This window comes from Kitasatospora sp. NBC_00374 (assembly GCF_041434935.1).
Lineage (GTDB): Bacteria > Actinomycetota > Actinomycetes > Streptomycetales > Streptomycetaceae > Kitasatospora.
The window spans coordinates 4,248,973-4,269,890 of record NZ_CP107964.1; the positions used below are offsets into that span (position 1 = coordinate 4,248,973).

The window sequence follows — 20,918 nt, forward strand, 5'->3', positions numbered from 1 at the left end:
CCCCTTCGGGCTGTCAGACCAGCAGGTTGGCGCGGAGGCCGTCGAGCACCTCGTCGTCCAGGCCGAGACCGTCCCGCCAGAACGTCCCGAACGACGGCCAGCCGGCGTCGACCTCGGCGAACGCGGCCTCCAGGTACGAGCGCTCGGCGAGGAAGACCGGGAGCAGCAGGGCGGGCTCCTTCATCAGGCCGCGGGTGCCGAAGCTGTCCATGATCTGCTCGATCAGCGCGGCCGAGCGCTCGTTGGTGAGCAGGTAGTCGGCGAAGACGGTGTCGCGGTCGACGCCGAGTGCGGTCAGGACCAGCGCGGCCGTCCAGCCGGTGCGGTCCTTGCCGGCCGAGCAGTGGAAGATCAGCGGCGGGCCGTCGGGCGCGGCCAGCAGCCGGATCACGGTGGCGAAGCGGTCGCGGGCCACCGGGTCGGTCACGAACCAGCGGTAGAGGCCGGTCATCATCCCGGCGGCCTTGCCGTCGCCGAGCAGGGCGCGCTGCTTGGCGGCGTCCCGGTCGGCCAGGGCGTTGCGCAGCGCGACGTAGATGTCGAAGTCGGCGGCGAAGATCGGCAGGTGGTGCAGCGCGATCCCGGCCGGGTCGGCGGGCTCGACGGTGACCGGGGTGTCGGAGAGCTCGGCTCTGGTGAGTTCGGCGGTGGGCAGACCGGGGATCCGGTCCGGGCCCGCCTCGCGGACCTCGACCAGGCTGCGCAGGTCGACGACCCGGCGCAGGCCGTGCTCGGCCAGCGCAAGGAGGTCGTCCTCGGTGAGCCGGCTGAGCGAGTCGGCGCGCAGCGCGACGCCGTGCCGCAGCGTCCGACCGTCCGCCGTCCGGTAGCCCCCGAGGTCGCGAGCGTTGACCGCGCCCGTCAGGCCGAGGCTGCGGGCGGTCTCGGTGGGCTGCTGCGTCACGGGACGTCCTCCAGATGCACGGGCGTACGAGAGTCGTAGGACCCGTTCAGTCTAGGGACATCGAGGCCGCGTCCACCCCGGCGGGAACCCGGATCCGGGCCCCGGCCGGAAGGACGGCGCAGCGGCCGGTCGGTACGGGTTACTTGACGGCGAGCCAGATCACACCGGCCACGACCACCAGGGCCAGCACGGCACCCACGATGATCATGCCGGTCTTGCTGGAGCCACCACCGGCGTTGCCGTAGGTGGTGACGGAGCCCGGGGCCTGCGGGGCCGGGGCCTCGTCGACGAACGCCCGGAACATCTGGGTGCTGCCGGCGGGGTCGTAGTCGTTGTCAGCCATGGCACGGACTCTAGCCAATACAGAGGCCCGGCCGACACCCCGGACCGGTCCGGACGTGGCCATCTCCACGGAGCTCTCACCTCTTGCAACACCCGTACGACAAGCTCGTGAACTCGCTCGGGGAAGGGGAATCGCGCCCGGCGGCATGAGGTTGACTCGGGGTATGACCGCTTCCCGAAGTGACACCCCACGTGTGACCCTCGGCACCTCCGACCTGGCCGTCTCGCCGCTCTCGCTCGGCGGCAACGTCTTCGGTTGGACGGCGGACGAGGCCCAGTCCTTCGCCGTGCTCGACGCCTACGCGGCCGCGGAAGGCAACTTCATCGACACGGCCGACGCCTACTCGGCCTGGGTCCCGGGCAACACCGGCGGTGAGTCGGAGACCGTGATCGGCAACTGGCTGCGCAGCCGGGGCAACCGGGACGAGATCGTGGTCGCCACCAAGGTCGGCTCGCACCCCGACCTCGCCGGGCTGAAGGCCGCGACGATCAAGCGCGGCGCCGAGGAGTCACTGCGGCGGCTCGGCATCGAGCGGATCGACCTCTTCTACACCCACCGGGACGACCTGACGGCCCCGGTCGAGGAGATCGTCACCGCCCTGGACGAGCTGGTCCGGGAGGGCAAGGTCCGCGAGGTCGCCGCCTCCAACATCGGGCCGGACCGGCTGGCGGAGTCCCTGCGCTTCTCCGCCCGCGAGGGGCTGGCCGCCTACGTCGCGGTGCAGCCGCACTACAACCTGGTCTCCCGGTCCACCTACGAGGGCCCGCTGAGCGACGTGGTGACGGAGTACGGCCTCTCGGCGGTGCCCTACTACGCGCTGGCCTCGGGATTCCTCACCGGGAAGTACCGCCCCGGCGGCGCCGGCGTCCCCAGCGCCCGGGCCCAGGGCGCCGCCCGCTACCTGGACGACCCGCGCGGCCCGCGGGTGCTCGGCGTGCTGGACCAGGTCGCCGCCGCCCACCGGGTGGAGCCCGCGACCGTCGCCCTGGCCTGGCTGGCGTCCCGGCCGACGGTGGCCGCGCCGATCGCCAGCGCCCGCACCGTCGAGCAGCTCGCGCCGCTGGTGGCCGCGGCCGCCCTGGTGCTCACGGACCAGGAGCTGAAGCTGCTGGACGAGGCCTCGGCCTGACCCGGCCATGCCTGCGGGGCGCTGCGGACGGCTGTCCGCGGCGCCCCGCAGGCTGTTCACGGGCGGCCGAGCCGGGCCAGGGCGCAGGCCACGGCGGCCTCGGTGCGGCCGGCAGGTGCCGCGGACGATCCGGTGCTTCCGGCTGCCGTCGGGGGCCGCGCGGCCCGGCTGCGGGCGCGCGGCGCGGACGCAGTACCGGCAGCGGGCGGTGGAGTCCTCGAAGCGGAGCGGGACCGGATCGGTGGATATCCGACCGGTGCTCATGCCGGCCTCCCTTCCCTGCGGGCCGGACGGACGGCCGGGGCGGGGACCGAGGCGGTCACTCCGGCCGGGGCGACGAAGGCGACCAGCAGGTGCTCCATCAGGGCGCTGCGGGCGGCCTGGTCGAGTTCGTACGAGGTGGCCCGCTCCAGCCGGCGGACGGCCAGTGCCGCGGCCTCGACGGCGTCGTCCACCAGGACCGTCCGCAGGCCCGCGTCGAGCTCGGCCAGCCTGCGGCGGCGCATCGACTCGGCCACCTCGGGGGCGTAGTCCAGCGCCAGCGGCTGGACGGAGTAGACCTCCAGGCCCGCGGGTGCGGCCTCGGCGGCCAGCGCCCTGGTCAGCTCGTCCGAGAACCACTGGCCGTCGCGGAGCGCCGGGCCGGGGCCCGCGTTGGAGTCACAGGGCAGTGCGGTGGCCGTCCGGGTGAGCACGGCGTGGACCTGCTCACGCAGGTAGGTCTCGTGCTCGTCGACGCCCAGCATGGCGCGCGCGGTGTCCTTGACCCGCCACACGACCAGCAGCCGGACCACGATCGGCGTACCGGTGCGGTCGGTCACCTGCACCGGGTCGCTGCGCCAGTGCCGCAGCCGGACGTCCACCAGGTGACGGCGCAGCAGCGGGTTGACCCAGAGCAGCCCGGCCCGGCGGACGGTCCCCCGGTAGCGCCCCCAGCGGGACAGCACCCGGGTCTCGCCGCCCGCGTTGGTCATCAGGCCGGCCAGTGCGATCAGGATCAGCGCGGTGGCGCCGGCGGCGGTGGCGATCTCCCGCTCCGTCACGACCGGTACCCCGGCGACGCGGACGGCGGCACTACGGAGGTCGGGCAGGGCGGCGAGGGGCGGGAGGATGCCCGCCCGTGCCAGGGCCAGCGTGAGGGCGCCGACGCCGGCCAGCACGGCGAGCACGGCGATCCAGCCGGGGGCCGTCCGGGCGGAGCGCTCGCGCAGCGCCTGGTCGACCCGCGGGGGTCGGCGCACCGCCGGGGTGTCGGGGGCGGGCGCCGGGGCCGGCGCCGGGCCGGGCACCGGGGCCGAGGGGTGCGGGCCGACGGCCCGGAAGCGGCGGGTGGGGGGCCCGTCCAGTTCGTCCTCGGCGAACAGTGCCGCCTTGATCAGTGGCTTCGCCGCGGCTCTGGCCACGGCGCGACCCAGTTGGGTGGCCCCCGAGGGGATCTCCCTCGGGTCGGAGGGGTTCGGGGTGGTTCCCGGCGAAGGGTCGCGGGTGACGTCCATGCACGGATCCTCGGGGTCGGCTGTGTCGCGCAACGGGCGGCCCGGATCTGACGGGCAGTGCCGAAAACCAGCGTAGGCAGATAAGTAGTCAAATGCGACATTTAGGTCCGGCGTGTCCCTTGATTTTCTGACTGCCCGTCGGCCCGGTCCCGGCCCCGGCCACGCCCCGGAGCTGCGGGGACGGCCTACCGGAACCCGAGGCCCGGTCAGCGCCGTCGGCGCGTCCCGCTGCCCCGGCCGAACACCCGACGGGTCACCAGGCCCAGGGCGAGCAGGATCAGCAGGACACCGACACCCGCCCGGCGCCAGCCCGTCACCGGTGCACCGTGAGCCGTCGCGGCCGTGTCGTCGGCCGGTACGGCCGGCGAGGCGGTGGACGCGCCGGAGGCATCGGGGGTGCCGGCGGCGGGGACGGGGGCGACGGGGGGCGCCGCGAGATGGCGGCCGCCCCCGGACACAGCGGCGGACGGGGACGCGCCCGACGGGCTCGGCGACGCGGACGCGGTCCGGCCCGGGGACGGGCTGGGGGACGACGAAGGTGATACCGAAGGCGGCGAGGCGGACGCGGACGGCGCGGCGGACGGCGGGCCCGAGGGGGCGATCGGCGCCACCGCTCCGACCGTCACCGCCACCTCCTCGCCCGCCGTGCCGTTCCCGGCCCGGTCGGTGGCCGTGGGGAGCAGCCGCTGGGCCCCTGGCAGCAGGTCGCGCACGACCGTGCAGCTCCAGCCGGAGTCCACGCCGGCCACCGCGCTGCACACGGTGGCCCGTTCACCGCCGGCCGCCCGGGCCGTGACGGTGACCGTCGTACCGGGTTCGGCCCGGCCCGACAGCTTGGGCCGGGCGGTGGCGAGGGTGTCGCCGGGGGCCGGGGAGCCGAGCTGCGGGCGGCCGGGCGCGACGGTGTCGACGGTCAGGGTGACCGGTCGGCCGTCGGTGCGGTTGCCGGCCCGGTCGACGGCGGTGGCGCTCAGCCGGTGCGCCCCGTCCACCAGGTTCTCCACCGGCAGGCAGGACCACTCTCGGCCGGCCCCCACCTCGGTGCTGCACAGCTCGTTCGCGGCACCGGTCCCGCCGGGCCGGTCGGCGAGGACCACCGAGACGGTGCTGTGGGGCTCGCCGGTGCCGGTGAGCAGCAGGCCTGGATCGTTGGTGAACTCCGGCACGGTGAACACGGGCGCCGCGGGTGGCGCGGTCTTGACGGTGATCCCGACCGCCGTGCCGCGCAGCACCAGGCCGCCCCTGGTGGTCTCGACCGGGGTCAGGGTGTGCGGGCCCGGGCCGAGCGGGCTGCCCGGGCGGCAGGACCAGCCGCCGTCGGGGCCCGCCGTGGTGCGGCAGAGCTCGGCCTCGCCCTCCAGGACAGCCACGGTGGCGCCCTGGACGGCGCCCTCGCCTCGGATCTCCGGCCTCGGGTCGGCCGTGGTCGTTCCGGCCACCGGCCAAGAGATCTCGGCCGGGGCCGCGCCGACCGCGATCCGCACCCGCTGGTCGACCACCTCCCCCGAATCGGCGAAGCCGTCCGGCAGGACCAACTGCGCGCCGTCGCGGGCGATCCGAAGCCGGGCCCAGGTGTCCCCGGAGGCGGCGTCGCCGGGCACCGTCCACTCCAGCGCCGCCGCGCTGCTGCCGGCGGGCACGTCGGCCTGCACCCGCTCCAGCGGGTCGAACCGGCCGTTGTGGTCGAAGTCGAGCCAGCCCGCCAGGGTGGCCGAGCCACCGCCGGGGACGACCGGCACCGTCAGGCCGTAGTACCGGCCGACCGCCGCCTGTGCCGGGAAGGTGAGCGTCGGATCGGCGCCCGGGTACTCGCCGCGGCCGGGCTGGAGCTGCGGCGGCGCCGAACTGCTCCAGGGGCTGCGCACAGCGGCGCCGCGGTCCAGCTCGACGGCCGGCCGGTCGGCCCGCTCCCGCTCGAACGGCAGCGGCCCGGCCGGCTGCTCGCCGGGGACCAGCGGTTGCGGCACCGTCCCGGTGAGTCCGGGGCGGGCGCGGACGGTGCTCCCCACGGCGTCCTGTCCGAGGAAGAGGTCGGAGATCACGTGGGAGGCGTTGCCGTAGCCCTGCGGCGCCGTGCCCAGGCCTTCGTCCACCGTGACGGTGCAGGCCAGGCGCAGCGCGGCGGGGGTCACCCCGGCGCCCGCCCGGACGGTGCTGCGCTGCTCGACCCGCAGGGTGGCGGTGCTGAGGGTGCCGGCCAGTTCGAGGGTCCCGGCGCCGGCGGCCGAGCCGTCGCCCGCGCCGTCGCCGGTGGGAGTGAGCTCACCGGCGTCGACCGTCCAGCCGCGCCAGCCGGTGCGGCCGACCAGCCCGGGGCCGGCCGGGGAGCCGCCGGTGACGGTCAGTCGGGTCGCCGTCCCGGTGCTGCCGACGGCTCCGGTGGCCAGGGCGGCGAGCCCGCTGACGTGGAGCCTCGGGTTGCGGACGGGGCGGGAGAAGGTGATCTGCAGCGTGCCCAGGGTGCGCCAGGAGCCGTCCGCCCGGGGGCGTTTCTCGGCCACCACAAACGTCTCGGACGGATCGCCGGCCCGCAATCCGTCCGTAAAGGAAGCGTCGGCATCGGTGCCTTCTGCGAGCTTTCCGGCCGCGGCGGTGGCGCCCACTCCGGGGAGGGGGGTGAAATCCAGCTGGACGGCCAGACCCGAGGGGAGCACCGCGCGCCGCTCCGCCGTCCAGGCCCCGGGTGACTGCTGGGCGGGTGCGAGCGTCGAATTCCAGCCGATCAGCAGGCCTGCGGCCAGCACCGTGGCGGCTGATCGGCGCACCGTCCGCTGCTTTCCGGTACGCCCGGCCGGGTGGACTTCGGCTGACGGCGCGCGGTGCGCAGACTGTCGGATCATCCGACTCTCCCTACGATGGAGTCCGCCAAGTCGCAGTCCTGGCACCTGTTCTGACACACCCATAACATCCGACAAAAGGGAATCACGATCTGGAGTCGGTCATACCGCGACACCGGTGGATCTGCCCCGGTGGCACCCGATTGGTCGGTACCCGGCCGGCCGTAGGGGAACTACCCGTAACCGACGCATTCAAGCCATCGTCGGGCCGTCCAACCGGGATTTACCGCAGGCTGTTTGACCATTCATCAGCCATCCCTGTTCGAATTAGCGGACAGCTCAGTAGAGTCAGCGACCGTGACTATCGATCCCGCTGTCATCAAGAGCAGTTTCGCCCTGGTCGAGCCGCACGGTGCCGAGGTGGCCGCCTACTTCTACCGGAATCTGTTCGAGCACAACCCGAGTCTCCGGGGGCTGTTCGCCGCGCACCTGGACGAGCAGCAGGAGCGGCTGTGGGCCGCCCTGGGCGCCCTGGTCACCCATCTGGAGGACGTCGACACCCTGGTCGGCCTGCTCCAGGAGCTGGGCCGTCGGCACGCCGGCTACGGCGCCCGCCCCGAGCACTTCCCCGCCGTCGGCGCCAGCCTGATCGCCACGCTAGCGCACTTCGCCGGCCCGGCCTGGACGGCGGAGACCGAATCCTCCTGGGCGGCCGTCCACGAGGTGATCACCAGCACCATGGGCACGGCGCTGGCGGCGGCGGACCCGTCCCCGACCGCCGGCTGAGGCCGCCTCGGTGCCCTTCGACCCCGCCGTCCTCCGAGCCAGCTTCGCCGTTGTCGAACGCCGCGCCGACCAGCTGACCAAGTACTTCTACGCCCACCTGTTCACCCACAGCCCGGGCCTGCGGGCGCTGTTCCCGGCCCGGATGGACGAGCAGCGCGACCGGCTGTTCAGCGCCGTCACCCAGCTGGTGCTGCGGCTGGAGGAACCGGGACTGCTCCGCGACTACCTGACGGCCCTCGGCCGCGACCACCGCAAGTTCGGCGCCGCCCCCCAGCACTACCCCGCCATCGGCGCCAGCCTGATCGCCTCGCTCAGACACTTCTCCGGGCACTACTGGACACCGGAGATCGAGAAGGCCTGGACCGAGGCCTACACCGTGATCTCCCAGACGATGATCGAGGCCACGGCCGACGCCGCCCGGGCCGCCCCCGGCTGGTGGCAGGCCGACGTGACCGCCCGGCGCCGGGCCGCGCCCGATCTCGTCGTCCTCACCCTGGCCCCCGACCGCCCGTACCCGTTCACCGCCGGGCAGTACCTCACACTCTGCTCGCCCCGGGTGCCACGCGTCTGGCGCCCGTACTCGATCGCCTGCGCCCCGCGCCCCGACCACACCCTCGAACTGCACGTCCGCCGGGTGCCGGCCGGGCTGCTGAGCACCGTGCTGGTCAACGACGTGCTGCCGGGTGAGTCCGTCCGCCTCGGGCCGCCGCGGGGCGACGCCGTCCTCGCCCCCGGCTCCACCCGCCCGGTGCTCGCCGTGGCCGGCGGGACGGGCTGGGCGCAGATCAAGTCGCTGATCGAGCAGCTCGCCCGGGACGGCGGCCGCCCCACCACCCTGCACCTGGCCGCCCGCGGCAGCTCCGACCAGTACGACCTGGCCGCCGTCCGGCAGCTGGCGCGGCGCCACCGCTGGCTGGACGTGGTGCCCACCGCCCCAGCAGACGGCGCCGGGCCCGAGCAGGCGGGCGGGCTGCTGCGCACCGGCCTGCTCCGGCACCGGGACCTCTCCGGCCACGACATCCACCTCAGCGGACCGCCCGGCCTCGTCCCGCAGCTGGCCGACCAGCTGACCGCGCAGGGCGCCCGGCCCGAACTGATCCGGCACGACCCGGGGCCGGCCACCTTCAACCGGGCGCGGCCGCTGACCTCGTCCGAGTGGTTCCTCGACCAGCGCGACCCGGCCTGGATCAACCCCACCGACCTCGCCTGAGCCCGCGCCCGAGCCCGGCGGAGACCGGGTGCGGCTACGACGAAGGCCCCGGACGATTCGTCCGGGGCCTTCGGCTGGTGCGCTCAGCAGGATTCGAACCTGCAACCTCTTGATCCGTAGTCAAGTGCTCTATCCGTTGAGCTATGAGCGCTCGGGCGGCCCCGAGGGGCCACGAGCGGGGTTGTGGTGCGCTCAGCAGGATTCGAACCTGCAACCTCTTGATCCGTAGTCAAGTGCTCTATCCGTTGAGCTATGAGCGCTCGCCCGGTCGAACTGGCCAACCGGGCGGTGCGGGGACAACATTACATGACCCTCGACCTGGGGTGAAATCCATTGCTCCGGGCCCCCGCCGACCCCCCACCGGGCGGCCCCGGCGCCGGGCACAACGCAGAGAGCCCCGTCGGTTTCTCACCGACGGGGCTCTCCGTGGAGGCGGAGGCGGAGGGATTTGAACCCTCGATGGGCTTTAAGACCCAAACCGCATTAGCAGTGCGGCGCCATAGACCGGACTAGGCGACGCCTCCTCCACTCGGACCGCACCGCTTGCTGCGATGCACTCCGCGCGAAAGCGATGATGCCACAGCCTGAGGCTCCGGCACCAACCACCGACAACGTTACTAGCCGGGTCGTCCACGGCGCAAAGAAGAATGAGATACTCCAGTCTCCCGAGGAGAGCGCGTGCCGCGAGTCGCAGCGGCGGCCCCCAGCCGTGAGGAGACCTGTCGACGTGAGCAGCAGGCCGACCCGAGGCGCTGCTCGCCTCGCCGCGATACTCGACGCCCTGCCCGATGCGCTGCTGCTGGTCAACAGCAACGGCACCGTGGTGGAGGCCAACAAGGCCGCGGTCCAGAGCCTTCAGGCGCCCGGCACCTCGCTGGTCGGCAGAGGCGTACTGGACCTGCTGCCCGAGTTCGACCCGAGCCGGATCCCCGGCTCGATGCGGCCCAAGGCGAGCGAGCCCGAACGTCTGGACCAGCCGGTCCGGATGACCGCCCGGCGTACCGACGGGTCCAGCTTCCCGGTCGAAGTGGCCGGAAACGACTTCGAGGACGACCGCACCGGCGGCGACGGCCTCGGCTACCTCTCGTACGACCCGTACCGGGAGTCCACCGGCGCGGCCGGCCAGGGGCTGCTGCTGCTCCTGGTCCGCGACGTCTCGGGGCGGCTCGGGGTCGAGGCGGAGCTGCGGCGCCAGCACAAGCAGACCGAGATGATCCTGCGGGCCGCGGCCGAGGGCGTCCTCGGGGTCGACCTGGACGGCCGGGTGGTGCTGGTCAATCCGGCCGCCGCGCACATCCTGGACTACCGGGCCAGCGAGCTCGGCGGGCGCGAACTGCACCCGCTGATCCAGCACTCCCAGGCCGACGGCAGCCCGCTGGCCCTGGAGGGCTCGGCGCTGCTGGACACCCTGACCTCCGGCCGCAAGCACCGGGTGCGCGGCACGGTGCTGTGGCGCAAGGACGGCACCCCGGTGACGGTGGACCTCACCACCGCACCGGTCCGGGACGGCGACCAGCTGGTCGGCGCGGTGATGACGTTCACCGACCGGACCAGGGAGCTGGCGCTGGTCGCCCGCAACGAGCACCTGACCGCCGTCCTGGAGCAGGAGCTCGGGGACGCGCTGACCGCGCTGCACCGGCGGATAGACGGGCTGGCCGGCGACCCGGCCGGACAGCTCTGGCCGGAGGCCAACTGGACCCTGCGGCGGCTGGCCGACGAGTGCCGCCGGTTCTCCACACTGATCGACGGGGTGCTCGCGCACCAGCGGTTCGAGGCCGCCGCGGAGAGCGGCAAGGACGAGACCGACCGGGCCGAGGTCGGCCTGGACACGGTGGTCCAGAAGGCCGTCGAGCACGCCGGCGAGCTGGTCGGGCCCGGCCGGGTGCGCTACTCGGTGCACGCCGCCCCCGTCGAGCTCTCGGTGGACCGGGACCGTCTGGCAAGGGCACTGGCCCACCTGGTCGCGGACGTCAGCGGCGTCACCCCGTCGCTGGACGTCACCGGGATCCGGTCCGACGCGCCGGGGCTCGGCGTGCCCGCGCTCCCGCCGGGCGGCACCGAGCTGCCGATGGTCGTCCTGGCCGCGGCGCAGCGCGGCGAGGTGGCGCGGATCGAGGTGCGCGGGCCGTCCCGTCGCCCGAGCGCGGTGCACCTGCCGATCGCCCGGGCCACCGTGGAGCACCACGGCGGTGTGCTGCAGCGGCACGAGCTGCCGAACCGGGCCGGCACCACGTACGTGGTGGAGCTGCCGCTGGACCCGTCCGCCCCGAAGGCCGCCCGCACGGTCGGGGTGCCCAAGGAGACGGACACGGCGATGCTGCCGGACCTGCCCCAGATGCCGTCCGCGAGGTCCGGCGAGCCGGGCGGTTCGGCGCAGGGCCGGCCGGAGGGTCGTCCGGAGGCGAAGCAGGCGGCCGAGGAGCGGCGCTCGGAGTCCGCGGCGGCGCCGCAGGAGCCGGTGGCCGGGCAGGACCTCGGCCACGGCCGCGCCGAGGCGGCCGACCGGGCGCAGGCCGAGGCGGCCCCGCAGCCCCGGACGGCCATCGCGCTCGGACCCGCGGACGGGCCCACCGCGGACACCGCCGCGCCGGCGTCCGAGCCGGCCCGGCCGTCCCGCCGGCGGCGGGGTCTGCCGTCCGGCGACGAGTCCTCGGGGGCGCTGTCCATCCCCGGTGTCCCCGATCCCGGGGCGGCGCTGTATCCGGGGCTGGAGAACGCGCTGCCGGCCGCGGTGCCGGTGCCCTCGCAGGGCGCGGCCGCCGAAGGTGCGCCCGCCGTCCGGCCGACCGGTCGCCGGCGGCGGCTCGCCGTCCCCGGTGAGCCGGCCGAGGCGACGGGGGCCGCACCGGTCGCGGATCCGCAGCCGGAGCGGCCGGCCGCCGAACTCGAACTCGCCCGGCCAGCCCGGCCCGAGCTGCCGGCGGCGGCCCCGGCCGCCGGGGACGTCCCGGAGCAGCCCCGGCCGGTCGGCAGCGGACTCGGTGAGCTGGCGCCGCCGCGTCCGATGGGCGGCGGTTTCGCCGGGGCCTTCCCGAGTGCGTTCCCGGACGCCGCCCCGAAGGACGTGCCCCAGCCGGACGCCTCCGCGCCGGTCGGCCCCGCGGCCGTGGAGCGGCCCGCGCTGCCCGCGTCCGGCGGCGGCCAGGAGGTCGCGGTCCCCGAGGCGGCGGAGCAGGCGGCCGGGATGGAGCCGCGGACACCGCCTCGCCCGGTCTCGGAACTGCCGATGTCCGGCGCCGGCCGGCCCGGGGAGCAACCGCCCGCGGCAGCCCCGGCGGACCCGCCGACCATGATCTCTCCGGCCGTCGACGGTGCCCGCCGACTGCTGGTGTGGCCCGAGCCGGACCCGTCGACCCGGCAGGCGCTGCAGGACCGCGGCTACCGGCCGGTGATCGTGCGCTCCCGGGAGGAGGTCGACGCCCAGGTGTCGGGCTTCCCGGCGGCGCTCTTCGTCGACCCGCTGACCGGCCCGATCACCCGGACGGCACTGCAGTCGCTGCGGACGGCCGCGCTGAACAGCCGGGTCCCGGTGCTGGTCACCGCGGGTCTGGGCCAGGCCACCCGGGACGCCGCGTACGGCGCCGACCCGGCGGTGCTGCTGCGCGCCCTCGCGCCGCGCGACGGTGACAACCACGCGGCCCGGGTGCTGCTGGTGGAGTCCGACCCGGACATCGCGGCGGCGCTGATCAGCAGCCTGGAGCGGCGCGGGATGCACGTCGAGCACGCGCTGGACGAGAACGACGCGGTCTCCCGGGCCAGCAGCGTGCAGCCCAACCTGGTGGTGATGGACCTGCTCCAGGTCCGCCGCCGCCGGGTCGGGCTGCTGGACTGGCTGCGGGCCAACGACCGGCTGCACCGCACGCCGCTGGTGGTGTACACCTCGGTGGACCTGGATCCGCAGGAGCTGCCGCGGCTGCGGACCGGGGAGACGGTGCTGTTCCTCGCCGAGCGGTCGACCACCGAGGACGTGCAGTCCCGGATCGTCGACCTGCTCGGTCGGATCGGGGCGATGGGTGAGGTCAGTACGGTCGGCTGAGCGCCGTCGGGCCGGTCAGTGGTGGGCGTGGACCACCGCGTGGCCGCGGCCGAGGGCGATCAGCCGGCGGTTGACCGGCACGGTGACGAGGAAGGCCAGCACCAGGGCGCCGGCCAGCGAGGTCCAGAACAGCAGGTCGCTCAGCCCGGCGTCCATCGCGCCGGGGACGGCGAGCATCGCGCTGTTGTCGATGAGCTCCATCACCGCGATGGACACGGTGTCGGCTGCCAGGGCGACCTTCAGCGCCGGGCCGAGGCCGAGGCCGGCCCGGCGTACGCCGCGCATGGTCAGCGCGTAGCCGAAGACGAAGGCGAGCGCGATCGACAGCGCGACGGTGGCGCCGGTGTGCAGGCCGAGGGCGGTGCCCACGACCAGGCCGAGGACCTCGCCGACGGCGCAGCCGACGAGGCAGTGCAGGGTGGCCAGGGCGGCGGTGCGCCAGCTCCGGTCGGCCGGGGTGTGCTGCCGGTGGCTCTCGTGCGGTGCAGGGTGTGCGTGGTGCTGGTGGTTCATGGCGGCGCCTCCTGCCTCGGATGTGCGGTCCGAGTCAGCACAACCGGATACCCCCCAGGGGTATTCCAGGTGGGGGGTATCCGGCGGTTCGGCTACTCCTTGCCGAGGACGGTGACCTCCAGCAGGCCCTGCGCGTACTCGGCCCGGATCACCTTCTTGTCGAACTTGCCGACGCTGGTCTTGGGCACCGCCGGCACGACCGACCAGCGCTCCGGCAGCTGCCAGGAGGCGATCCGCTCGGCCAGGAAGGCGCGCAGCTCGGGCAGCCCGGCCGCGGCCCCGGGCCGCAGCACGACGGTGGCCAGCGGGCGCTCGCCCCACTTGTCGTCCGGCACGGCGACGACGGCGGCCTCGGCCACCTCGGGGTGGGCCATCAGGTGGTTCTCCAGCTCGACCGAGGAGATCCACTCACCGCCCGACTTGATCACGTCCTTGGCCCGGTCGGTGAGGGTCAGATAGCCGTCCGCGGTGATGGTGCCGACGTCGCCGGTACGCAGCCAGCCGTCCTCGCTGAACTTGTCCTCCGGGCGCTCCGGCTGCTGCCCGGCCCCGGCGAAGTAGGCGCCGGCGATCCACGGCCCGCGCACCTCCAGCTCGCCCTGGGCCACCCCGTCGTGCGGCATCCGCTCGCCCGACGGGCCGATCAGCCGGGCCTCGACGGAGGCCGGGAAGAGCCCCTGGGTGATCCGGTAGGGCCACTCCTGCTCCGCCGTCAGGCCGCCCGGAGGGAGGGCGAAGGTGCCGAGCGGAGAGGTCTCGGTCATGCCCCAGGCATGCACCACCTGGATGCCGTGGCGGTCCCGGAAGCCCTTCATCAGCGCGGGCGGACAGGCCGAACCGCCGATCACCACCATCCGGATCGACGAGGTGTCGTAGCTGCCCGCGTCCAGCTCGTCCAGCAGGCCGTTCCAGATGGTCGGGACGGCGGCGCTGACGGTCGGGCGGAACCGGTCGATCATCTCGGCGAGCGGCCTGGGCTGCAGGTGACGGTCGGGCATCAGCAGGTTCGCGCCGGACATGAACGCGGCGTGCGGCAGACCCCAGGCGTTGACGTGGAACATCGGGACGACCGGCAGCACGAGGTCCCGGGAGGTGAGGCCGAAACTCTCGGCCGCGTTGACCTGCAGACAGTGCAGGTAGACCGACCGGTGGCTGTAGACCACGCCCTTGGGGTCGCCGGTGGTGCCGGAGGTGTAGCAGAGGGCGGCCGCACGGCGCTCGTCGATGTCGGTCTGCCACGGGTACGCGGTGGGCCGGCCCGCGATCAGTTCCTCGTAGCCGTGCACGGTGCCGGCGAAGCCGTCCAGCAGCGAGCGGTCCCCCTCGCCGTTGACGACGATGTGCCGCAGGGTCGGGTTCAGCTGCGGCAGCACGCCGGCCAGCAGCGGCAGCAGGCTGCCGTCGACGATGATCGCGCGGTCCGCGGCGTGGTTGACGATGTAGGACAGCTGGTGGGCCGGCAGCCGCAGGTTGAGGGTGTGCAGCACCGCGCCCATCGACGGCACCGCGAGGTACGCCTCCAGGTGCTCGGCGTTGTTCCACATCAGCGTCGCTATCACGCTCGCGTCGGCGACGCCGAGCTCGTCCCGCAGGGCGTGGGCGAGCTGCGCGGCGCGGGCGCCGACGTCGGCGTACGTCCGGGTGACGGGCTCCGCGCCGGTCCAGGTGGTGACCGTGGACCCGCCGTGGACGGTGGAGCCGTGGGTCAGGATCCGGGCGACGGTGAGCGGGACGTCCTGCATCGTGCTGTACACGGGTCCTCCTTGACCGGGCAGCGGCGGGGCACGCCCTACCGCCGAGTAGCGCACGTCGTGTCGGCCCGATTCTGACGGCCCGACGGGCCCGTGTCAGCAGGCGTTGCCGGGATGAGACGAGCGGCTCACCGCCCGGGGGCGCGCGGTCAGCGTGCGACCAGGGAGTCCAGCTGGTCCCGGTCCACGGTGAGGGTGGCCCCGCCGTAGCTCTCCTCGACGTTGCCGTGGTGCTGGTGGATCCGCTGGTGGTCGATCCACAGGTCGGGGGCGAGCAGGCCGCTGCCGTCGACCGTGTTGGCCCGGTCGTCCCAGCGGGCGTACCAGACCGCGTCCGGCAGCGGGGAGCTGCCGACCCGGGCGGCGGCGGCCAGGTCGGCGATGCCGGAGTCGGTGCTGGAGTAGAAGCCCGAGTGGTAGCCGGCGGCGTGCAGGGCCTGGGTCCAGCCCAGGGTGAACTCGATGACGGCCTGGCTGCAGACCGCGTCGCCGCGCGGGTAGGACTCGATGTCCAGGTAGACCGGGCTGCCATCGGCCAGGCCCAGGGCCTGGAGCGCGCGCACCGCCGCCGCGGCCTCCTGGAGGCCCTGCTCGGCGGCCCTGGCGGGCTGGATCCGCTTCGGTTTGGTCGCGGACTCCCGGCAGGGCGCCTGCAGGCCGACGTGGGTGGGGACGAGCTTCCAGCCCATCGCCCGGACCTCGCGGACCCAGGCCGCGGTGAGCCGGGGCTGCTCGCAGCCCCGCTGGTCGCCGCTGGTGTAGATCCCCACCGCGCGGTACGGGGAAGCGGCCCACCAGGCCCGCATGGTCTCCAGCGCCGGGGCCGTACAGGCGTCGAAGCCCGCGCCGCTGAAGAACTCCCTGGGCAGCGCCTCGCGGCGGGCGCGGGAGTCGGGCAGGACGGTCCGCGGCGGTGCGGGGGTGGTGGCGGAGGCCAGTTCCGAACCGCGCCGCGCGCCCGCGCCCGGCGCCCCCGCGGCGGGGTCGAGGACGGTGCGGTCGGTGGCGAGGAGCAGGACGAGGGAGGCTGCGGTGAGAGCTGCCGGGCCTAAGTAGCGCACCCTCCAGAGCTACTGATTCGTCATCACATACTCCAGTTCGGCACGCACGGCGGGCGCTGCCTTCACCTGCCCGGCGGCACCGTCCCACCTGGTGGTAATGAGTTTGGAGCTTCGACACCCCTTACGTCACACTCGTTCCCATGTCCACCACTGCCAACTCCTGCGGGCCGGCCACCCCGGTCCGGTCGCAGGCGTCCCCGACCGGCGAATCCTTCGCCGACGCCCTTGCCATGCCGCCCTCCCCCAAGGGCGAGCCCGCCGGCGAGCGCGGTGGTTGGCGACGACACGGGACGGCGCCCTCGGTGAGCACCGATCCCCCGCCCGGCAGGACAGCCGGGGCCGACCGGCCGACGGCCGGCTCTTGGATCGCGGACACACAGCGGCGCCTGGGAAGCATCCCGGCGCCGCTGCTGTGTGTGGCGGCGATGTTCTCCGTCCAGGTGGGCATCGCGGCCTCCAAGCCGCTGTTCGCCGTCCTCGGCGTCGGCGGCGCGACCTTCCTGCGGCTGGCCGTCGCGGCCACAGTCCTGCTGGCCGCCACCCGCCCCCGGCTGCGCGGACGCAGCCGCCGCGACCTGGGCCTCGCGGTCCTGCTCGGGGTCGCCTCGGCCGGCATGACCTCACTGTTCGCCGGGGCCGTCGACCGGCTGCCGATGGGCACCGCCTCGACGCTCGAGTTCCTCGGACCGCTCGCGGTGGCGCTCACCCTGGCCAGGCGGCTCTCCCACCTGCTCTGGGCACTGCTGGCCGGCGGCGGGGTGGCGCTGCTCACCCTGCTCGGCGAGGGGTCGGGCGGCTCCCGGCTGGACCCGGTCGGCCTGGCCTACGCCTTCGGGGCCGCGGCCTGCTACGCCGGGTACATCCTGTTCACCGACAAGGTCGGGGCGGCGTTCCAGGGCTTCGAGGGGCTGGCCGTCTCGTTCACCATCAGCGCGCTGGTGCTGGCGCCGTTCGGTGCGGCCGAGGCCTGGCACGGGCTCGCGGACGCCTCGGCGCCCACCCTGCTGCTGCTCGCCGTCGCCGGGGTGGCGCTGCTGTTCCCGGTGATCCCGTACGCGCTGGAGATGACGGCGCTGCGACGGTTGCCGCAGCGGGTGTTCAGCGTGATCGTCAGCCTGGACCCCGCCGTGAGCGCACTGGTGGGGTTGGTGCTGCTGCACCAGTTGCTCGGCTGGGCGCAGGTGGCGGGGATCGCGTGCGTGGTGGCGGCCAGCGTGGGAGCGACGCTGACCGTCCGGCGGTAGCGGGGGTCCCGGGACCGGGCCCGGCCTGAGCACGGATCCCGCACGACGCCGGACGCCGGGGTCCCGGACCCCGGGGTACGCCGACGGGCGGCGCCGTTGCCGGTGCCGCCCGTCAAAGCCGGTGTGCGGTTGACCCTTTCCGCTCCCCGGGGTGTCGCGTCGGTCCGTCCGTACCGTTCGTCCGCTGGGGCGCCCCCGCCGTCAGCGGCACCGTCGGTGCGTCGGAGAGTGGGGCATCGGAATGCTCAGCCGTCGACCGAGCCGAAGACGTTCCCGCTGCCGGCGCTGGAGACCACGCTGCTGTCGGAACCGTCACCGGCCAGTGCGCCGTTGTCGGCGGCGGCCGGGGCCGCTCCGGCGAACAGCAGGCCGGCCGCGAGCGGAACGGCGACCAGTAGACCGGCCGGACGGGTCCTGCGGAAGCGCGCCATAAGTCCTCCAAGAAGCTGTCAGCCCCACCTGGGCTGCAAGGGCGATGAAACTGCCGGAGTTCGCGGCCAGACGAACCCCTGCGGGCTGCGACGCCGAGAGACAGCCTTCCGCAACAAATCGACAAAGCACCAGTACCGGAACGGCTTTTCGCCCGTTAGCGTGACATAACCCCGGATTCGCCTAGTCCGGGAATACGCGGTTCGTCGGCAGACACACCGCCCCTGGCCTGGTAGTTCGCCCGAACAGCCGGATCACCGGCCCGGATTGCTCGGGCGCGCGGGGCGGAACTGCACGCTTTTCGCACCACCACCAGCGCACACGAACGCATCCGCGCCCCGAAGAATGCGCGCCGGCCATCGATCAGGGCACTTTCAGCCATCCGGAGAAGTCCCGACGATGGTCATTTGAATGAACGTCAGAGAGTCTTACCCGGATTGAGGATCCCCAGCGGGTCGAAGACCGACTTGATCTGCCGCTGGAGCTCCAGGCCGACCGGCCCCAGTTCCCGGGCCAGCCACTCCCGCTTCAGCAGGCCGATCCCGTGCTCCCCGGTGACCGTGCCGCCGAGTTCCAGACCGAGCGCCATGATCTCCTCGAAGGAGCGCTCGGCGCGGGCCGCCTCCTCGGGGTCCGCCGCGTCGAAGACCACCACCGGGTGGGTGTTGCCGTCCCCGGCGTGCGAGACCACACCGATCGTCAGCCGGCCGCGTTCGGCGATCCGCGCCACTCCCGCGAGCATGTCCGCCAACCGTGAGCGCGGCACCGCCACATCGTCGATCATGGTGGTGCCCATCCGGTCCAGGGCCGGCAGGGCCAGCCGCCGGGCCTGGAGCAGCAGTTCGGACTCCGCCCGGTCCTCCGCCGGCACCACCTCGGTGGCCCCCGCCGCCCGGCAGAGTTCGGCCACCGCCGCCAGCTCGGCCGACTGGGCCGGCCCGTCGAAGGCCACCAGCAACAGCGCCCGGGTGCTCGCCGGCAGGCCCATCGCGGCCATCTCGTTCACCGCCCGCACCGTGGTGGCGTCCATCAGTTCCATCAGTGAGGGGGTGAACCCGCCGGCCATCACCGCGCAGACCGCCGCACAGGCCTCGTCCGTACCGGCGAACTCCGCCGCCAGCACCAGTGGCGGCGCCGGCTCGGGCCGCAGCGCCAGCACCGCCTGCACCACCACTCCCAGCGTTCCCTCCGACCCCACCAGCAGCCGGGTCAGGTCGTAGCCCGCGACGCCCTTCGCCGTCCGGCGGCCGGTGCGCAGCAGCCGCCCGTCCGCCAGCACGACGTCCAGGCCGAGGACGTACTCGCTGGTCACCCCGTACTTCACGCAGCACAGCCCGCCCGCGCCGGTGCCGATGTTCCCGCCGATGGTGCAGGACTCCCAGCTGGACGGGTCGGGCGGATAGGCGAGCCCGTACTCGGCCGCCGCCCGTGAGAGCGCCGCGTTGACCACCCCCGGTTCGACCACCGCGAGCCGGTTCACCGGGTCGATCTCCAGGATCCGGTCCATCCTCACCAGCGACAGCACGATGCAGCCGTCCACCGCGTTGGCCCCGCCGGACAGGCCGGTCCTGGCGCCCTGCGGCACCACCGGGACGCGCAGGTCGGTCGCCGTCCGCAGGACGTGCTGCACCTGCTCCACGGTCTGCGGGAAGACCAGCACCGCCGGCACCCCCGCCGCGCAGAAGCCCGCCATGTCGTGGGCGTAGGAGGCCACCACGTCCGGGTCCACCACCACGGCCCCCTCGGGCAGCCCCTGCGCCAGCCGTTCGACCAGATCACCCATGGCGGCCTCCGCTCCTCGCGGTCGCGTCCTCGTACCCGTCCGCTCCGCACTCTGCCCCCGCGCGGGGGCGGCGGCAAGGCTGCCGTACGGGCGGATCGGCGGCGGTCGGCCGGACCTGTTCGGTAACCGTTCGGAAACAGCGGCCGGCGGGGCGCATCCTCGGCGCCTTACGGCACGTGCATGCCTGCGGGGTCGACGGGACCCCAGGGGACGACGGGGGGCCGCCCGGCACACGCGGGCGGCCGGACGGGGGAGACATGAACAGGCGGACGGCAGTTCTGGCGGCACTGAGCGGGGTGCTCCTGATCGCGGGGTGCGGCGGCGCCGGGGGCACGTCGCCGAGCGGGCCGGCCGGCACGGCCGCGGCGGGCGGCGCGGCGAGCAGCGCGCCGAAGACCTCCACCGCCGTGGTCACGGTCGAGCCGCAGAACGGCGCCGAGGGGGTGGCCCCGCAGGGCGCGCTCAAGGTGGCGGTGGCCGGCGGGAAGCTGACCAAGGTGGACGTCACCGACCCGGCCGGAGCGCCGGTCACGGGCGCGATCACCCCCGACGGGCTCGGCTGGGCCCCCGCGGCCGGGCTGGCCGTCGGCACCGCCTACCGGGTCAGCGCGGAGGCCGCCGACGCCAACGGGCTGTCGACCACCGCGACCAGCGCCTTCACCACGCTGACGCCGAAGCGCACGGTCAGGGCCGAGGACAACGTGGTCACCGGGGAGACCTTCGGCGTCGGCATGATCATCTCGGTGGACTTCGCCGGCGACGTCAAGAACAAGGAGGCGGCCGCCAAGGCCATCACCGTCGAGGCCTCGGACGGCACCGTGGTCAAGGGCCACTGGTTCGACGACCGGCGACTCGACCTGCGGCCGGAGTCCTTCTGGAAGCCCGACACCAAGGTCAAGGTGCACTTCCGCACCAAGAACGTCGAGGTCTCCCCCGGCGTGTACGGCGCGACCGACCGCGACGAGGAGTTCACCATCGGACGCTCCAAGATCAGCGAGGTCGACGCGAGCACCCACCAGATGACCGTCAAGAAGGCCGGCCAGCCGGACCAGCAGATCCCGATCACGGCCGGCGACGACGACAACCCGTCCTGGAACGGGACCATGGTGGTCTCCGCCAGGAGCCGGATGGAGCGGATGCGCTCCGAAGGCGTGCCCGGCCTCGTGGGCGCCGGGTACGACACCGAGCGGCCGCACGCCCTGCGCCTCACCAGCACCGGCACCTACGTGCACGGCAACCCGAACGCCGGCCCCGCGGTCGGCCGCTACAACATGAGCCACGGCTGCATCGGCCTGCTCGACACCGCGGCGGGCGACCCGAACTCGGCGGCCGGCCGGTTCTACGCCGACAGCATCGTCGGCGACGTGGTCACCGTGCGCGGCTCGGTCCACAAGCAGGCACTCGACCCCGCCAACGGGCTGAGCGGCTGGAACCTCGACTGGGCCAGGTGGTAGCC

At 74.2% G+C, this 20,918-nt stretch carries 15 protein-coding genes and 3 tRNA genes; 6 read left to right on the plus strand and 12 right to left on the minus strand.

Features of this window, described 5'->3' with window-relative positions:
• Nucleotides 1-13: 13 nt before the first annotated feature.
• The gene (locus tag OG871_RS19125; protein ID WP_371498129.1) at nt 14-904 is read right to left on the minus strand and encodes a tyrosine-protein phosphatase; all 891 of its coding nucleotides are present in this window, start codon (nt 902-904) and stop codon (nt 14-16) included.
• 139 nt (nt 905-1,043) lie between these two features.
• The gene (locus tag OG871_RS19130) at nt 1,044-1,247 is read right to left on the minus strand and encodes a hypothetical protein (RefSeq protein ID WP_371498131.1); all 204 of its coding nucleotides are present in this window, start codon (nt 1,245-1,247) and stop codon (nt 1,044-1,046) included.
• 163 nt (nt 1,248-1,410) lie between these two features.
• Here OG871_RS19130 and OG871_RS19135 point away from each other — a divergent pair, with 163 nt between their 5' ends.
• Nucleotides 1,411-2,376, plus strand: coding sequence for an aldo/keto reductase (locus OG871_RS19135; RefSeq protein ID WP_371498133.1), 966 nt, complete (start codon nt 1,411-1,413; stop codon nt 2,374-2,376).
• A gap of 260 nt (nt 2,377-2,636) precedes the next feature.
• Here the strand turns inward: OG871_RS19135 and OG871_RS19140 are convergent, their stop codons facing one another.
• Both OG871_RS19140 and OG871_RS19145 read right to left on the minus strand, forming a co-directional pair.
• Nucleotides 2,637-3,872 (minus strand): SPFH domain-containing protein, encoded by a 1,236-nt coding sequence (locus tag OG871_RS19140; protein WP_371498135.1) that lies wholly within the window; start codon nt 3,870-3,872, stop codon nt 2,637-2,639.
• A gap of 206 nt (nt 3,873-4,078) precedes the next feature.
• Nucleotides 4,079-6,712 (minus strand): Ig-like domain-containing protein, encoded by a 2,634-nt coding sequence (locus OG871_RS19145; RefSeq protein WP_371498137.1) that lies wholly within the window; start codon nt 6,710-6,712, stop codon nt 4,079-4,081.
• A 294-nt stretch (nt 6,713-7,006) separates the two neighbouring features.
• On the opposite strand from OG871_RS19145, the gene OG871_RS19150 reads away from it, so the two are divergent.
• Together OG871_RS19150 and OG871_RS19155 are read left to right on the plus strand one after the other, a co-directional pair.
• Complete coding sequence (locus OG871_RS19150; protein ID WP_371498139.1) at nt 7,007-7,435, plus strand: globin domain-containing protein; 429 nt, start codon at nt 7,007-7,009, stop codon at nt 7,433-7,435.
• A 10-nt stretch (nt 7,436-7,445) separates the two neighbouring features.
• Nucleotides 7,446-8,645 carry a globin domain-containing protein gene (locus OG871_RS19155; protein WP_371498142.1) on the plus strand — a complete coding sequence of 400 codons (1,200 nt, stop codon included), beginning with the start codon at nt 7,446-7,448 and terminating at the stop codon, nt 8,643-8,645.
• Between the two features lie 75 nt (nt 8,646-8,720).
• On the opposite strand, the gene OG871_RS19160 is transcribed toward OG871_RS19155, so the two are convergent.
• From OG871_RS19160 to OG871_RS19170, 3 genes are all read right to left on the minus strand, one after another.
• Nucleotides 8,721-8,796 (minus strand) — tRNA-Arg (locus tag OG871_RS19160).
• A 33-nt stretch (nt 8,797-8,829) separates the two neighbouring features.
• A tRNA-Arg gene (locus OG871_RS19165) sits at nt 8,830-8,905 on the minus strand.
• 173 nt (nt 8,906-9,078) lie between these two features.
• Nucleotides 9,079-9,169: transfer RNA gene (locus OG871_RS19170), tRNA-Ser, on the minus strand.
• Nucleotides 9,170-9,372: 203 nt separating this feature from the next.
• On the opposite strand from OG871_RS19170, the gene OG871_RS19175 reads away from it, so the two are divergent.
• Nucleotides 9,373-12,681: a PAS domain-containing protein gene (locus tag OG871_RS19175; protein ID WP_371498145.1), complete on the plus strand. Its 3,309-nt coding sequence runs from the start codon at nt 9,373-9,375 to the stop codon at nt 12,679-12,681.
• A 15-nt stretch (nt 12,682-12,696) separates the two neighbouring features.
• Here the strand turns inward: OG871_RS19175 and OG871_RS19180 are convergent, their stop codons facing one another.
• The 3 genes from OG871_RS19180 to OG871_RS19190 form a co-directional block, all read right to left on the minus strand.
• Nucleotides 12,697-13,194: a DUF4396 domain-containing protein gene (locus tag OG871_RS19180; protein ID WP_371498147.1), complete on the minus strand. Its 498-nt coding sequence runs from the start codon at nt 13,192-13,194 to the stop codon at nt 12,697-12,699.
• 92 nt (nt 13,195-13,286) lie between these two features.
• On the minus strand, nt 13,287-14,948 hold the full coding sequence (locus OG871_RS19185; RefSeq protein ID WP_371498149.1) for a long-chain fatty acid--CoA ligase: 1,662 nt from the start codon (nt 14,946-14,948) through the stop codon (nt 13,287-13,289).
• A gap of 146 nt (nt 14,949-15,094) precedes the next feature.
• Nucleotides 15,095-16,006 (minus strand): DUF1906 domain-containing protein, encoded by a 912-nt coding sequence (locus tag OG871_RS19190; protein WP_371498151.1) that lies wholly within the window; start codon nt 16,004-16,006, stop codon nt 15,095-15,097.
• Between the two features lie 140 nt (nt 16,007-16,146).
• Between OG871_RS19190 and OG871_RS19195 the strand changes: the two genes are divergently transcribed.
• On the plus strand, nt 16,147-17,250 hold the full coding sequence (locus OG871_RS19195; RefSeq protein WP_371498153.1) for a DMT family transporter: 1,104 nt from the start codon (nt 16,147-16,149) through the stop codon (nt 17,248-17,250).
• 245 nt (nt 17,251-17,495) lie between these two features.
• Here OG871_RS19195 and OG871_RS19200 read toward each other — a convergent pair whose 3' ends face one another.
• Both OG871_RS19200 and OG871_RS19205 read right to left on the minus strand, forming a co-directional pair.
• The gene (locus OG871_RS19200) at nt 17,496-17,681 is read right to left on the minus strand and encodes a hypothetical protein (RefSeq protein WP_371498155.1); all 186 of its coding nucleotides are present in this window, start codon (nt 17,679-17,681) and stop codon (nt 17,496-17,498) included.
• Nucleotides 17,682-18,097: 416 nt separating this feature from the next.
• Complete coding sequence (locus tag OG871_RS19205) at nt 18,098-19,462, minus strand: FAD-binding oxidoreductase (protein WP_371498156.1); 1,365 nt, start codon at nt 19,460-19,462, stop codon at nt 18,098-18,100.
• A gap of 257 nt (nt 19,463-19,719) precedes the next feature.
• On the opposite strand from OG871_RS19205, the gene OG871_RS19210 reads away from it, so the two are divergent.
• A complete protein-coding gene (locus OG871_RS19210; protein WP_371498158.1) occupies nt 19,720-20,916 on the plus strand; it encodes an Ig-like domain-containing protein in 1,197 nt (398 codons plus the stop codon).
• Nucleotides 20,917-20,918: the final 2 nt, after the last annotated feature.

Coding starts and splice junctions, on each gene's coding strand:
- OG871_RS19210 (WP_371498158.1), top strand. CDS start 19,720: ATGAACAGGCGGACGGCAGTTCTGGCGGCACTGAGCGGGGTGCTCCTG.
- OG871_RS19140 (WP_371498135.1), bottom strand. CDS start 3,872: ATGGACGTCACCCGCGACCCTTCGCCGGGAACCACCCCGAACCCCTCC.
- OG871_RS19145 (WP_371498137.1), bottom strand. CDS start 6,712: ATGATCCGACAGTCTGCGCACCGCGCGCCGTCAGCCGAAGTCCACCCG.
- OG871_RS19130 (WP_371498131.1), bottom strand. CDS start 1,247: ATGGCTGACAACGACTACGACCCCGCCGGCAGCACCCAGATGTTCCGG.
- OG871_RS19205 (WP_371498156.1), bottom strand. CDS start 19,462: ATGGGTGATCTGGTCGAACGGCTGGCGCAGGGGCTGCCCGAGGGGGCC.
- OG871_RS19200 (WP_371498155.1), bottom strand. CDS start 17,681: ATGGCGCGCTTCCGCAGGACCCGTCCGGCCGGTCTACTGGTCGCCGTT.
- OG871_RS19180 (WP_371498147.1), bottom strand. CDS start 13,194: ATGAACCACCAGCACCACGCACACCCTGCACCGCACGAGAGCCACCGG.
- OG871_RS19135 (WP_371498133.1), top strand. CDS start 1,411: ATGACCGCTTCCCGAAGTGACACCCCACGTGTGACCCTCGGCACCTCC.
- OG871_RS19195 (WP_371498153.1), top strand. CDS start 16,147: ATGTCCACCACTGCCAACTCCTGCGGGCCGGCCACCCCGGTCCGGTCG.